Raw genomic sequence first — 14,145 nt, 5'->3', positions numbered from 1 at the left:
CCTGATGCTCTGCAAAATAGCAAAGCTGTCTCGACTTCGCCTCTTGGCAACGGCAAGGGGAAAGCGATGACCGAAATCAATCCCAACTCCTACCGCACCCAGCCCGACGAGCGCGGGCATTTCGGCGATTACGGCGGGCGCTATGTCGCCGAAACGCTGATGCCGCTGGTGCTCGATCTCGAGCGCGAATATCGCGCGGCGCAGGCCGATCCCGAATTCCAGCGCGAATTCGACGATTTGCTCGAACATTATGTCGGCCGCCCCAGCCCGCTCTATTTCGCCGAGCGGCTGACCGAGGCGGTCGGGGGTGCGCAGATCTGGTTCAAGCGCGACGAATTGAACCATACCGGCGCGCACAAGATCAACAATTGCATCGGGCAGATCCTGCTCGCGATCCGCATGGGCAAGACGCGCATCATCGCCGAAACCGGCGCGGGCCAGCACGGCGTTGCCACCGCCACCGTCTGCGCGCGCTTCGGCCTGCCCTGCGTGGTCTATATGGGCGCGGAAGATGTCCGGCGGCAGTCGCCCAACGTCTTCCGCATGAAGCTGCTCGGCGCCGAGGTGGTACCCGTGACCAGCGGGCGCGGCACGCTCAAGGACGCGATGAACGAAGGGCTGCGCGACTGGGTCGCCAATGTCCACGACACGTTCTACATCATCGGTACCGCCGCGGGGCCGCATCCCTACCCCGAGCTTGTTCGCGACTTCCAGAGCGTGATCGGCAAGGAAGCGCGCCAGCAGATGCAGGACCGTATCGGCCGCCTGCCCGATTTGCTGGTCGCGGCGATCGGCGGCGGTTCCAACGCGCTCGGCCTGTTCCACCCCTTCCTCGACGATCCCGACGTCAAAATGCTCGGCGTCGAAGCGGCGGGATACGGCCTCGACGGCGACCAGCACGCTGCCAGCCTGCTCGGCGGCTTCCCCGGCGTGCTCCATGGCAACAAGACCTATCTGTTGCAGGACGAGGACGGCCAGATCACCGAAGGCCACTCGATCAGCGCGGGTCTCGACTATCCCGGCATCGGCCCCGAACACGCGTGGCTCAAGGACATGGAGCGGGTCGAGTATACCGCCGTCACGGACGAAGAGGCGCTCGAAGCCTTCCAGCTGCTTTGCCGCACTGAAGGCATCATCCCCGCGCTCGAACCCAGCCACGCCATCGCGGCAGTGGCGAAGGTCGCCAAGGACATGCCCAAGGACAGCGTGATCCTCGCCAATCTGTGCGGACGCGGCGACAAGGACATTTTCACCGTGGCGGAGCGGCTGGGAGTGGAGATGTGACGTGGACCCTGCTTCGGCGCTGCGTGCTCACCGGGCTGATCGCCATCATTCTCTCTCTGGCACTCAAGTTCATGCTCATGCTCATGCTGACGCTAGGTCGACCGCTGACTTTGAACCAGGACTTTTGGATTGAAACGGCGCCGGTGATGTTTTTGGTTGGGTTCTTCATCCCGCTAGCCCCGCGAAATCTCGAGAAAAAATGACCCGCCTCTCTACCGCCTTCGCCAAGCCCCACCCAGCGCTCGTCTGCTTCCTCACGGCGGGCGACGGTGACACCGCAGCCAATCTCGACGCAATGGTCGAAGGCGGCGCGGACGTAATCGAACTGGGCATGCCCTTCACCGATCCGATGGCCGACGGGCCTGCGATCCAGAAGGCCAATATCCGCTCGCTCGGTGCGGGTACTACTACAGCCGATGTCCTGCACATCGCGACCGGGTTTCGCCAGCGCCACCCCGACGTCCCGCTGGTGCTGATGGGCTATGCCAATCCGATGATCCGCCGGGGGCCCGAATGGTTCGCGCAAGCCGCGAAGAATGCGGGCGTCGACGGCGTGATCTGCGTCGATATCCCACCCGAGGAAGACGACGCGCTCGGCCCCCAACTGCGTGCTGCGGGGATCGCCCCCATCCGGCTCGCCACTCCCACCACCGACGACAAGCGCCTGCCCGCGGTGGTCGAGGGGAGCGAGGGCTTCCTCTATTACGTCGCGGTCGCGGGGATCACCGGGATGCAGCAAGCGGCGATCGAATCGATCGAGGCGAATGTGTCGCGCATCAAGGCGGCGACCGATATTCCCGTTGCGGTCGGCTTCGGTGTGCGCACGCCCGAGCAGGCTGGCGAGATCGCGCGCGTGGCCGATGGCGTGGTCGTGGGTTCGGCGCTGGTCGAACTGGTGGCCGAGCATGGCACCGCCGCGCCTGCCAAACTGCGCGAACTTACCGCGTCGCTGGCAGAAGCCGTTCACGCCGCCCGCTAACCCGTCGCCCCTGCGCAGGCTGGGGCTCAGATAAGGCATGCGGTGTGCCCGACGATCGCTCAGCTGGATCCCCCCGCCTGCGCGGGATGACGCTCTAGCAGTTCGCTGACTATTTGAGCTTTGTGACAACCCGACTATAGGCCCAACGCATGAACTGGTTCACGCGCGTCCGCAATTCGATCACCTCGCTGTCCAAGCGCAGCACCGAGAAGGACCTGTGGGTCAAGTGCCCCAGCTGCCAGCAGATGGTGTTCGCGCAGGAATATGAGGAAAATTCCTACGTCTGCCCGCGCTGCGACCACCACGGCCGCATCGGCGCCGACGAGCGCCTGCGCCAGCTGCTCGATGAAGGCTACGACGTCCTTCCGATCCCCGAGGTTAAGGAAGACCCGCTCAAGTTCCGCGATACGGCGAAATACACCGACCGCCTCAAGAAGGCGCGCGCCAAGAGCCCGCACAAGGATGCCTTCCTCGTCGGTTCGGGCGCGATCGAGGGCAAGCCCGCGGTCGTCGGTGTGCAGGATTTCGGCTTCATGGGCGGATCGATGGGCATGGCGGTGGGCACGGCCTTCTGCCAGGGCGCCGAGCGCGCGCTGTCGCGGCACTGCCCCTATATCGTCGTTACCGCTGCCGGCGGCGCGCGGATGCAGGAAGGCATTCTCAGCCTGATGCAGATGCCCAAGGCGACCGTGATGACGCGGCGGCTGAAGGAAGCCAGACTGCCCTATATCGTGGTGCTGACCGATCCGACGACGGGCGGCGTCACTGCCAGCTATGCGATGCTGGGCGACGTGCATATCGCCGAACCCGGCGCACTGATCGGTTTTGCCGGCCAGCGCGTGATCCAGGACACGATTCGCGAACAGCTCCCCGATGGCTTCCAGCGCGCCGAATACCTGCACAAGCACGGCATGGTCGACATGGTGGTGCACCGTCACGACCTGACCGATACGCTGGCGACGCTGCTCGATTACCTGGCGCCCGCCGAGGCAGCCTGACGCGCGGCATGCGGGATTTCGCCCGCTCCGACAGCCCCGCAGTGCAGCGCCAGCTCGACCGGCTGGGCCGCCTGTCCGTGCCCGACGGCCGGCTCGGCCTCGAGACGATCCGCGCGCTGCTCGACCGGCTTGGGAATCCGCATTTGCGGCTGCCCCCGGTGTTCCACGTCGCCGGGACCAATGGCAAAGGCTCGACCTGTGCCTTCCTGCGCGCGATGCTGGAGGCGCAAGGGTACCGCGTCCATGTCACCACCAGCCCGCATCTGGTGCGCTATAACGAACGTATCCGGCTGGCCGGGAAGCTGATCGAGGACGGGCGGCTGGCCGAGCTGCTGGGCGAGGTCCTCGACAGCGGCGAAGACCTCAATCCCAGTTTCTTTGAAGTGACCATCGCCGCCGCCTTCACCGAATTCGCGCGGGTACCCGCCGATGCCTGCGTGGTCGAGGTGGGGCTCGGCGGGCGTTTCGATGCCACCAATGTGCTGGGGCCGGAAGTGCTTGCCGCGTGCGGAATTGCCGCGCTGGGGATCGATCACGAGCGCTTCCTGCTGGTGCCCGAGGCTGGTGTACCGGCAGAGCCACTGGCGCGGATTGCCTTCGAGAAAGCGGGTATTGCCAAGCCGGGCACCCCGCTGGTGTGCCTGTCCTATCCGGGCGACGCACGCGGCGAGGTTATGGCCGCCGCTGCGCGCGTTGGGGCGCCGCTGGCGATGCACGGCGAGGAATGGGACACCGAGGTCGCCGAAGCGCTTCGCTACCGCGACGAGCGCGGCGAACTCATCCTGCCGCTCCCCGCGCTGCCAGGCCTGCACCAGACGCAGAATGCGGCGCTTGCAGTGGCCCTGCTCCGCCATCAGGACAGGCTTCCCGTCTCGCCCCCTGCCATTGCGCAGGGCTTGGCGCGTGCGCGCTGGCCCGCGCGGCTCCAGCGGCTGGCGGATGGCCCCCTGGCGGGAATGCGCGAAGTCTGGCTCGACGGCGGGCACAATCCCGACGCGGGCAGGATGCTGGGCGAGCATTTCGCCGGACGACGGCTCCACCTCGTCATCGGCATGCTCGACGCCAAGGACCCCGCGGCACTGACCGAACCGCTCGCGTCCAATATCGTCAGCCTTTCGGTTGTCCCCGTCCCCGGTCATGAGTGGCACGCGGCGGCGGCTTTCGGGGCACGGGCAGTGAGCAAGCCGGACATCACGACCGCGCTTGCCGACCTGCCTGCAGACGGCCTGCCCGTGCTGATCGCAGGCTCGCTCTATCTCGCGGGCGAGGTCCTCCGGTTCAACGCCGAACTGCCCGACTAGCGCCGCGTCATTCGGCGGGAACGGCTTCGCCCGCTTCGGGCGCGACGATCCCGGCCGAAGCCTTCCCGCGGCTTTCGCGGTACCATTCGACGCACACCAGCACCGCCGCACCAAGCCCGATCCAGGTGGTCAGGATGAAGACGTCGTAATAGCCCTGGTTCTCGATCATCTCGCCCAATGCCCCGCGGCCCAGCGTGCCGACCAGCAGGGTAAGCGAGGACAGCAGCGCATATTGTACCGCGCTGAACTTCTTCGACACGATCGAAGACAGCCACGCGATATAGGCCGCACCCGCAATCCCGATGGCGAGGTTTTCGAAGCCGATCGTGATCGTCAACTTGGCAAGCGCAGCGTCGCCGATGCCCGGGACCTGTTCGATGAGATAGGTGAAACCGACCGCATCGCTGAACGCCTGCATGGCGTGTCCGCCGATCGCCATGTCGGCATAGAGCAGGTTCGTCAGCGCCGCGAGGATCCCGCCGATCAGCAGCGTCGCCATACGCCCGATCGTGGTGAGCAGCAGCCCGCCCAGCGCGAGCCCTGCGATGATTGCCCCGATGCCGAAGAACTTGGACGCAAACGCCACGTCGTCATTCGTGTATTCGAGCTCGCCCAGATAGAAGGGATAGGCGAACGTCCCCCAGATCGCATCGCAGATGCGATAGGTGAGCACGACCGCAAAGATCAGCACCAGCGACCAACCCATTCGCCCGACCAGTTCCACGAGCGGCAGCACCAGCGCGCGGTAGAGGTGATCGAGCACATAGGACCCTCCGCTAACGGGAGGCGCATCCCGGGTCAGCAGGTGCTTGCCGGTTTTCTTCTGCCCCGACAGCCACCCCGCGATGAGCGAGGGGAGGATGATCGTCGCGACAATGATCCACGGCCCCCAGGTGAGGGTGAACTCGGTCGGATTGGGACGGTCTGCGGGCGCATAGGTCATCGACATGATCATAAAGGCCAGCACTGCGCCGATTGCGGCGGCCCACAGCAGACCGACCGCTGCCAATGCCCGGTTGCGGATTTCCGGAGCAAGCTCGCCCGCCATGCGCAGCGCGCGAACCTGTTCGTCGTTCTCCGTGAGTTCGGCCGCGCCCTCGGCATTGGGAGCGAACAGGCCGACGGCGCCCACTGCCAGCAGGATCCCGCCCATCATCATATAGGTTTCGGGCCAGCCGATCCGCGCGGCGATGATCAGGCCCAGCGCGCCGCCAACCAGCGACGACAGCCGATAGCCCATCTGATAGACGGTCGAGAGAATATCGATCGTCGCCACCTCGTCCGCCACGTCGATACGCCACGCATTGATCGCGATGTCCTGCGTCGCACTGGCGAAGGCGCCGATCCCCGCCAGCAGCGAAAACATGCCCAGCTGGGTGCGCGGTTCGAGCAGGCTCATAGTGACCAGTATCGCCCCGAGCAGCAATTGCATCGGGACGATCCATTGCTTGCGTTTGCCGAGCCGGCGCAGCAGCGGGATGTCGACCTTGTCGATCAGCGGCGACCACAGGAACTGGAAGGCATAGGCCAGCCCGATGAGCGAGAAGATGCCCATCGTCTCGAGATCTACCTCGGCCTCGGTCAGCCAGGCGAACAACGTGCCGAGGAACAGCGCAAAGGGAAGCCCGCTGGCGAAGCCGAACAGCAGCATGAAACCGGTCTTGCGATTGCCCAGGGCCATGCCCAGCGCGCGCCAGGCGGAGATTTTCTTTGTTTCTTCGGCGACCGCGGCCATTCCCTAGCGTCCTTCCAATTCGACGTATTTTTTGCGACACTAGCGACGAGAGAGAGCGAGGAACAGGCGTCATGAACGATGTCGACACCAAACATTCGCAGCGCCGTCCGACCGAAGGGATGCTGGCGCTGGCGAAGGATATCGCCGCGGGCTGCAAGCGCGATGCGTCGGAGGCGACCACCGTCCCTGCAAGCGTCTATATCGATCCTGATTACTGGGCCCGCGAAAAGGCCGCGATATACGACCGCCTGCCGCAGATCCTGTGCCCCTCCGCGCTGCTACCCGATCCGGGCATGGCAGTGCCGCATGATGCCACCGGACGCCCGCTGCTGATCACGCGCGATGCCGCAGGCGAAGCGCATGTCTTCCTCAACGTTTGCCGCCACCGGGGTACGCGGCTGGTCGAAGGCAGCGAGGTGCAGTGCACCAAGAAGCTCGTCTGCCCCTACCATGCCTGGACTTATGCGGTAGACGGAAGGCTGCTCGCCCTGCCCCGGCCCGATACCTTTCCTGGTCTCGACAAGGGCGAATACGGCCTTGTCGAATTGCCCAGCAGGGAGACCGGCGGGCTGATCTGGTTCTGCCCGCAGGAAGAGACCGCCGACTTCGCGGTGGCCGAAACCATCGGCAAGGACTTCGACGCGCTGGGTATGGGCGAACAGGTGCTGTTCCGCCGCAAGACGCATGAGGTCGCGGGGAACTGGAAGCTCATCATGGATGCCTTCCTCGAAAGCTATCATGTCACCCGCCTGCACGCGAAGACCATCGGACCTTTCTTCAAGGATGGCGCAACCAGCGGCGACATGATCGGCCCGCATGCGCGCAGCGCGGTGGGGCGGCTGGAGGAAATGGCCGATGTCGACCTCGAGGACATGGCCGCGCTGCGCCGCGTGGTGACCTATGCCTACCAACTGCTGCCCGGCGCGCTGATCATCCCCAGCCCCGACTATATCAATGTCATGGTGATGATGCCGCAGGCGCATGATCGCACGCTGGTCGAGGATTTCATGCTGATCCCCGAACATCCCTCGACCGACAAGGCGCGCGATCACTGGGAACGCAGCTGGGCGCTGCTCGATGGCGGGGTCTTCGCGGGCGAGGATTTCCGCGCTGCGGAACTGGGCCAGCAGGGTCTTGCGACGGGCGCCGTACCCCAGCTGACGCTGGGCACGATGGAAGGCGGCATCCGGCGCTATCACGAGACCGTCGAGGACGCCCTGCGCGCCGCGACCTAGGTGCCGGACAGCTAGCGCTTCCGCTGCATTGCACTTGTGTGTATTGGCGCGGCCATGGCCGACAATCGACTACCCGAAGAAGGCGACCGGATCGCCAAACTGCTCGCCCGTGCGGGCATCGCCAGTCGCCGAGAGATCGAGCGGATGATCGCCGACGGACGCATCGCAATCGCGGGCAAGGTGCTCGACACGCCGGCGGTCAAGCTGGCGAATCTCAACGGCGTTACCGTCGACGGCAAGCCGGTCGGACAGGCCGAAGCAGCGCGGCTGTTCGCCTTCCACAAACCGTCCGGCCTGATCACCGCCGAGCGCGATCCTGCCGGCCGCCCGACGATCTACACCGCCTTGCGCAATGCCCTGCCCCGCGAAACGGGCCGCGTAATGCCGGTCGGTCGTCTCGACTTCACCACCGAAGGCCTGCTGCTGCTGACCAATGATGGCGAGTTGAAGCGGGCGATGGAACTGCCCTCATCTGCGATCCCGCGGACCTATCGTGCGCGGGCCTTTGGCGATGTGACGCAGGCGCAGCTCGACGATCTGATCGAAGGCGTCGAGGTCGACGGCCTGCGCTATGGCCGGATCGAAGCCGATCTCGAGCGCGGATCGGGCAAGAACCGCTGGATTCAGCTGACGCTGACCGAAGGCAAGAACCGCGAAGTCCGGCGCGTGCTCGAACATCTCGGCCTCAAGGTGAACCGCTTGCTGCGCACCGCCTATGGCCCGTTCGAACTCGCCGATCTGCCGCGCGGCCAGGCGGTCGAAATCCGCCAGGCCGACGTCGAACGGTTCCGCAAGCAGCTCAAGCGCGGGGGCCAGCTTTGAGGATCATCGCGGGCGAATGGCGCGGACGCAAACTGGTTGCGCCGCCGGGAGACCTGACCCGCCCGACCGCCGACCGGACGCGCGAGACGCTGTTCAATATGCTCGCCAGCCGCATCGGCAGTTTCGAAGGCCTGGCGGTGCTCGACCTGTTCGCCGGTTCTGGCGCATTGGGGCTCGAAGCGCTGTCGCGCGGCGCTGCATCCTGCCTGTTCGTCGAACAGGACGCCCAGGCGGTGAAAGCCATCCGCACGAATATCGACACCTTCGATGCACGGTCGCGCTGTGTGGTGCAGCAAGCCTCGGTCATGAGCCTGGGCCCTGCCAAGGCACCACATGATTTGATCCTGCTCGATCCGCCCTATGAAACGGGAGCCGGCTATGTCGCGCTCGAGCGCCTCACCCGGCTTGGCTGGATCGGATCCGCGACATGGATTGCGCTGGAAACTGGCGCGAAGGAAGCCAGCGCCATGCGCACGCTCGAACTGGTTGCCGAGCGAAAGACCGGCAAGGCGAAGATTTCGCTGTTCCGCCTCGCCGGATAGTTCACGACACGATTACATCGGATCGGCGGCACCGGAGTCCATATCGGTCGCCGGATCGGGCTCCGCCATCGGTTCACCTGCGCTCGGTGCCACCTGGGTCGCGGCTTGGGCCTCGATCTGCATCCAGGCTTGCGCCTGCTGCTCGGCAGGCAACCCGCTCAGGGTCAGCTTGTTGGCGTCCGAGACGCGCCAGAACAGTTCCCGGCGTTCGGGAGTGAGCGACCAGTAGTAGGTCTGCACTTCGGCGGGCCAGGCGTCGAACTGTCCCTGCATCTCGGCCGGCCAGGAATCGTAGGATGCCTGTTGCTCCGCGGAGAGACCAAGGTCCGCCTCTGCAGTCACCGCTTCATCGGCAGCCGCGTCGGCCGACACGTCTTGGGCAATCGCGGGGATCGACAGCGAGGCGAGCGCGCCGCCAGCGATAAAATAGAATGTCTTACGCATCATAAGTCCTTTCACGTGGGGGCGTGACGAGGCCCGTCCACCGGCACATCGGAAGATGCGCTCGCCGGATACCGAACCAACGCCGCTCCCGCTGGACCGCCCCGGCGCCAGACCCGTCCCCGACACGTCCGGTCGCCAAATGTGCCCAAAATGCGGCAACCTGCGAGCACGCACGCAAAAAGGGGCGGGACCGCCTCGGCAGTCCCGCCCCTTCCAAGCATTGTGCGCGGCAATTTCGATCGCTGCGCGGACTTTGAATGCGTTTACGAACCCGGCTTTTTGGCCGGCAGCTTGCCAGGAATCTCGCTCGCGGGCTGACCCGGCCAGTATTCAAGCGGGCGATTGCCCGTCTTATTCTTGGCCCAGCTGTTGATGCAGCCGTCCTGCTGCATGCTGTCGCACACGGGCAAATTTTCTCCCGAGGCGGCGGTGTATCCGGCCGGGGTGGACTGACTGACTTCCTTGCTCACGAACCGCGGTGCGGTCGAGGCCGAGGCGCTTGCGCTAGGGGCCACCGGCGTGGCGTCGGGACCGATCTGCGCGGCCACTTGTGCCCAAGCCTGTGCGCGCGCTTCGGGCGTCATTTCGTAAATGCTCACACGCTGGGCATCGGTGAGCACCCACCAGCCCTCGGTCTGCGCGGGGGTGAGGGTCCAGTAATATTGCTGCACATCGCCGGGCCAGCGATCATAGGCGCTTTGGCGGTCGGCAGGCCAGGCATCGTACATGGCTTGCTGGTCTGCCGACCATGCATAGGCCTCGCCATCCATATGGTGATCTGCCAGCGCCGGAGCGGCGGTGAAGGCCAGCGCAGCGGCGCCGGCAAGGATAAGATTACGCATCGGAGATTGCTCCATTCGTCGTTGTCATCGTCCAATTTACGCAGCGAAAGGGTTATCGGTTCCGGTGGATGCCTGCGCGCGGGGCTTGTCTTGCGACCCTGCGTTCCCTAGCTGTTCCGAACCCTCATGACCGATCTCCCCACCCCGTCCGACGCGCCCGAGAATGCGCAGCTTCCCGCCTATGCAGCGCGCTTGAACGCCCCCCAGCGCGAAGCCGTTCTAACCACTGAAGGGCCTGTGCTGATGCTGGCTGGAGCCGGCACCGGCAAGACCGCGGCACTGACCGCACGGCTGGCACATCTCATCGCAACGCGCCGCGCATGGCCCAGCGAAATCCTCTGCGTCACCTTTACCAACAAGGCCGCACGCGAAATGCGCGAGCGCGTGGGCCGGCATATCGGTGATGCGGTCGAGAGCATGCCCTGGCTCGGCACCTTCCACTCGATCGGCGCGCGCATGCTGCGCCGTCATGCCGAACTGGTCGGGCTTAAGAGCAATTACACGATCATCGATCCCGACGACCAGCTGCGGCTGCTCAAGCAGCTGATCCAGGAAAACGATCTCGACGAGAAGCGCTGGCCTGCGCGCCAGCTCGCCGGCCTGCTCGACCGCTGGAAGAACCGCGGGCTCAATCCCGGCGATCTCGATGCGGTGGAGAATGAAAGCTACGCCAATGGCCGCGGCGCGCAGTTCTACAATCTCTACCAGGACCGCCTGAAAGCGCTCAACGCCTGCGACTTCGGCGATCTGCTGCTGCATATGCTCAACATCTTCCGCGAGCATCACGATGTACTTGCGCAGTATCAGCAGCGCTTCAAATACATCCTCGTCGACGAATATCAGGACACCAACCAGGTCCAGTATCTGTGGCTGCGCCTGCTTGCCCAGGCCCGCAAGAACATCTGCGTGGTGGGCGACGACGACCAGTCGATCTATTCATGGCGCGGCGCAGAAGTCGCCAATATCCTCAAGTTCGAAAAGGATTTTCCCGGCGCTGCGGTGGTCAAGCTGGAGCAGAATTATCGTTCCACCCCGCAGATCCTCGGGGCGGCATCGGGATTGATCAACGCCAATAGCGAACGGCTGGGCAAGACGCTGTGGACCGAGCTTCCCGCGGGCGAGAATATCCGCGTTATCGGCGTATGGGACGGTCCCGAGGAAGCTCGCCGCGTTGGCGAGGAGATCGAGCGGCTGGAACGCGAAGGTGCCCCGCTCGACCAGATCGCGATCCTCGTGCGCGCGCAGTACCAGACCCGCGAATTCGAAGACCGGTTCATCCAGATCGGCCTCAACTACCGCATCGTCGGCGGCTTCCGATTCTACGAACGCGCCGAAATCCGCGATGCGCTGGCCTATCTGCGCACCATCACCCAGCCCGCCGACGATTTGGCTTTCGAGCGGATCTACAATCAGCCCAAGCGCGGGCTTGGCGCGAAGACACTGGAAGCCATGCGCCGCCACGCACGGCGTACACAAATGCCGCTGACCGCCGCCAGCCTCGACCTGTGCGACACCGACGAATTGCCCGCGCGCGCGAAGAACAACCTCGTCGCCCTGCTCGGCCAGTTCGTCCACTGGCGCGAGCAGGTGGACAAGGTCACCCCGTCCGAACTGCTCCGCCGCGTGCTCGCCGAAAGCGGCTATGAAGACATGCTGCAAAAGGATCGCAGCGCCGAAAGCGCCGGGCGGCTGGAAAACCTAACCGAACTCGCCCGCGCGATGGAGGATTACGATACGCTCGGCGATTTCCTCGAGCATGTCGGGCTGGTGATGGACAACGACCGCGCCGGTGATGGCGAGAAGGTCACCATCATGACCATGCACGCCGCCAAGGGGCTCGAATTCGACCATGTCTTCCTGCCTGGTTGGGAAGAAGGCGTCTTTCCCAGCCAGCGTGCGATCGACGAAGGCGGGCTCGCCAGTCTCGAGGAAGAGCGCCGCCTCGCATACGTCGCGATCACCCGCGCCAAGCGCCGCTGCACCATCCTGCATGCCGCCAACCGGCGCATCTACGGCCAATGGACCAGCTCGATCCCCAGCCGCTTCATCGAGGATCTGCCCGAGGAATATCTGACCAGCGAGACCACCATGACCGGCGGCGCGTCGCTATGGCGGGCGAACTGGAGCGAGACCGACGATCCCTTCGCGCATGTCTCGACCAACCGGCCCGATCGTTCGGGAGCCCGCGGCCCCGGGTGGCAGCGAGCGCTATCGTCGGGCTATGACGCGACGCCAAAGCGCCTGGCCGAACCCGGCCGCAGCGCGGCGAGCTTTGCCGCGCAACCGCGCAGCGACATTTCGATCGGAGCGCGCGTGTTCCACGACAAGTTCGGCTATGGCTGCGTAACCGACCAGGAAGGCAACAAACTGACGATCGAGTTCGAGAAGGCAGGCGAGAAGCGCGTGCTCGACAGCTTCGTCACACTGGCTGACGACTAGGACTGCCTGACAGGCAGGATCGCGGGATCAGACTGCGGTGGAACCGCTGGTCAGATAGCGGAAACGTCGAGAAAGCCGGGCCGCGGCCCGTTCCACTCACCCGACGCGGCAGGCTCGCTGTCCTCGTCACGGCGTTTGCGCGGTTCGCCCTTGGGCTTCGCCTTGCGCGCGGGCTTTTCGCGCGGAGCATCGTCCTCGTCGCGCGGCTTGCGGCTGCGCTTGGGCTTCGGCTTTGCCTCGTCCTCGGGTGCCGAAGCTTTCTCGGGTGCCGAGGTCTTCTCGGGTGACGAGGCCTTCTCGGGTGACGAGGCCTTCTCGGGTGCGACCGCCTTCTCGGCGGGCTTGGCACCTTTCTCGACCAGATCGACCCGGACGTCGCTCTTGCCGAATACCGGAACCTGCGCACCGGTCAGCTTCTCGACATTGGAGATCGCTTCGGCATCTTCCTCGGCAACGAGGGTGAAGGCGCGGCCCTTGGCCCCGGCCCGGCCCGTGCGTCCGATGCGGTGCACGTAATCGTCCGGGTGCCACGGCGTATCGAAGTTGAAGACGTGGCTGACACCCTTGATGTCGAGCCCGCGCGCAGCAACGTCCGATGCGACGAGAATGTTCACCTCGCCGGCCTTGAACCGGTCGAGTTCCTTGAGCCGGTTCGACTGATCCATGTCGCCGTGGATCTCGCTCGAGGCGAAACCATAGCTCTGCAGGCTCTTGTTGAGCTCGCGCACAGTGGTCTTGCGATTGGCGAAGATGATCGCGGTTTCGACATGGTCGTTTTCAAGCAGCCAACGCAGCGTGTCGCGCTTCTGGCGCGCCTTTACGGGCACCTTGAACGCGGTGATGTCCTTGTTCGTGGTCGCTGCACGGCTGACTTCGATCCGCTTGGGATTGTTGAGGAACTTCTTGGCCAGCTTTTCGATCGGCGGCGGCATCGTTGCCGAGAACAGCATGGTCTGACGTGCGTCGGGCAGCTTCGAACAGATGAACTCGATATCGGGGATGAAGCCCATGTCGAGCATGCGATCGGCTTCGTCGATGACCAGCAGTTCGCAGCCATTGAGAAGGATCTTGCCGCGCTCGAACAGGTCCATCAGGCGACCCGGCGTTGCGATCAGCACGTCGACGCCATCGTTCAGCGCCTTGACCTGGTCGCCCATCTGCACGCCGCCAATCAGCAGCGCGAGCTTGAGATCGTGGTTCTTGCCGTATTTCTCGAAATTCTCCGCCACCTGCGCAGCGAGTTCGCGCGTCGGGGCAAGGATTAGGCTGCGCGGCATCAGCGCGCGGCGACGGCCGCTCGCCATGATGTCGATCATCGGCAGCACGAAGCTCGCGGTCTTGCCGGTGCCCGTTTGGGCGATGCCGATGATATCCTTCATCATCAGCACCGGCGGGATCGCCTCGCGCTGGATGTCGGTCGGCTCGGTATAGCCAGCTTCGCTTACTGCCCTGAGCAAGTCTTCGGAAAGGCCGAGATCGGCAAAAGTCATGCGGTTCGAAATTGTCCCTGGAACATAGGCCGAC

At 64.7% G+C, this 14,145-nt stretch carries 13 protein-coding genes; 9 read left to right on the top strand and 4 right to left on the bottom strand.

Translation table 11 applies throughout. The features are described from left to right. Positions 1 to 66: 66 nt before the first annotated feature. From trpB to V6B15_RS04735, 5 genes are all read left to right on the top strand, one after another. The gene (gene trpB / locus V6B15_RS04755) at positions 67 to 1,284 is read left to right on the top strand and encodes a tryptophan synthase subunit beta (RefSeq protein ID WP_334200224.1); all 1,218 of its coding nucleotides are present in this window, start codon (positions 67 to 69) and stop codon (positions 1,282 to 1,284) included. Further along, the gene (locus tag V6B15_RS04750; RefSeq protein WP_334200223.1) at positions 1,281 to 1,487 is read left to right on the top strand and encodes a hypothetical protein; all 207 of its coding nucleotides are present in this window, start codon (positions 1,281 to 1,283) and stop codon (positions 1,485 to 1,487) included. The genes trpB and V6B15_RS04750 overlap by 4 nt, the downstream gene beginning before the upstream one ends. Further along, positions 1,484 to 2,263, top strand: coding sequence for a tryptophan synthase subunit alpha (gene trpA / locus V6B15_RS04745; RefSeq protein WP_334200222.1), 780 nt, complete (start codon positions 1,484 to 1,486; stop codon positions 2,261 to 2,263). Before V6B15_RS04750 ends, trpA begins: the two co-directional genes overlap by 4 nt. Before the next feature lie 149 nt (positions 2,264 to 2,412). Further along, the gene (gene accD / locus V6B15_RS04740; RefSeq protein ID WP_334200221.1) at positions 2,413 to 3,261 is read left to right on the top strand and encodes an acetyl-CoA carboxylase, carboxyltransferase subunit beta; all 849 of its coding nucleotides are present in this window, start codon (positions 2,413 to 2,415) and stop codon (positions 3,259 to 3,261) included. Between the two features lie 8 nt (positions 3,262 to 3,269). After that, positions 3,270 to 4,562: a bifunctional folylpolyglutamate synthase/dihydrofolate synthase gene (locus tag V6B15_RS04735; protein WP_334200220.1), complete on the top strand. Its 1,293-nt coding sequence runs from the start codon at positions 3,270 to 3,272 to the stop codon at positions 4,560 to 4,562. Positions 4,563 to 4,569: 7 nt separating this feature from the next. Here V6B15_RS04735 and V6B15_RS04730 read toward each other — a convergent pair whose 3' ends face one another. Continuing rightward, entirely contained in the window at positions 4,570 to 6,297 is a 1,728-nt protein-coding gene (locus V6B15_RS04730) for an AmpG family muropeptide MFS transporter (protein ID WP_334200219.1), read from the bottom strand. A gap of 71 nt (positions 6,298 to 6,368) precedes the next feature. Here V6B15_RS04730 and V6B15_RS04725 point away from each other — a divergent pair, with 71 nt between their 5' ends. From V6B15_RS04725 to rsmD, 3 genes are read left to right on the top strand one after another with little or no spacing between them, the layout of a single operon-like run. Next, positions 6,369 to 7,532 (top strand): aromatic ring-hydroxylating oxygenase subunit alpha, encoded by a 1,164-nt coding sequence (locus V6B15_RS04725; protein WP_334200218.1) that lies wholly within the window; start codon positions 6,369 to 6,371, stop codon positions 7,530 to 7,532. Between the two features lie 54 nt (positions 7,533 to 7,586). Next, positions 7,587 to 8,354 carry a pseudouridine synthase gene (locus V6B15_RS04720; protein WP_253515283.1) on the top strand — a complete coding sequence of 256 codons (768 nt, stop codon included), beginning with the start codon at positions 7,587 to 7,589 and terminating at the stop codon, positions 8,352 to 8,354. After that, on the top strand, positions 8,351 to 8,896 hold the full coding sequence (gene rsmD, locus V6B15_RS04715) for a 16S rRNA (guanine(966)-N(2))-methyltransferase RsmD (RefSeq protein ID WP_334200217.1): 546 nt from the start codon (positions 8,351 to 8,353) through the stop codon (positions 8,894 to 8,896). Before V6B15_RS04720 ends, rsmD begins: the two co-directional genes overlap by 4 nt. A gap of 12 nt (positions 8,897 to 8,908) precedes the next feature. On the opposite strand, the gene V6B15_RS04710 is transcribed toward rsmD, so the two are convergent. Next, positions 8,909 to 9,340, bottom strand: a complete 432-nt coding sequence (locus tag V6B15_RS04710; protein ID WP_334200216.1) for a hypothetical protein — start codon at positions 9,338 to 9,340, stop codon at positions 8,909 to 8,911. Between the two features lie 263 nt (positions 9,341 to 9,603). Then, entirely contained in the window at positions 9,604 to 10,182 is a 579-nt protein-coding gene (locus V6B15_RS04705) for a hypothetical protein (RefSeq protein WP_334200215.1), read from the bottom strand. Positions 10,183 to 10,308: 126 nt separating this feature from the next. Here V6B15_RS04705 and V6B15_RS04700 point away from each other — a divergent pair, with 126 nt between their 5' ends. Next, a complete protein-coding gene (locus V6B15_RS04700) occupies positions 10,309 to 12,621 on the top strand; it encodes an ATP-dependent helicase (RefSeq protein WP_334200214.1) in 2,313 nt (770 codons plus the stop codon). 50 nt (positions 12,622 to 12,671) lie between these two features. Here V6B15_RS04700 and V6B15_RS04695 read toward each other — a convergent pair whose 3' ends face one another. Then, a complete protein-coding gene (locus V6B15_RS04695; RefSeq protein WP_334200213.1) occupies positions 12,672 to 14,111 on the bottom strand; it encodes a DEAD/DEAH box helicase in 1,440 nt (479 codons plus the stop codon). Between the last annotated feature and the right edge of the window lie 34 nt (positions 14,112 to 14,145).

Source organism: Qipengyuania sp. Mu-71, from assembly GCF_036867055.1.
Classification (GTDB): Bacteria; Pseudomonadota; Alphaproteobacteria; order Sphingomonadales; family Sphingomonadaceae; genus Qipengyuania; species Qipengyuania profunda.
Note: the sequence above shows the minus strand (reverse complement) of the source record. Positions and strands in the feature narration are given on the sequence as shown.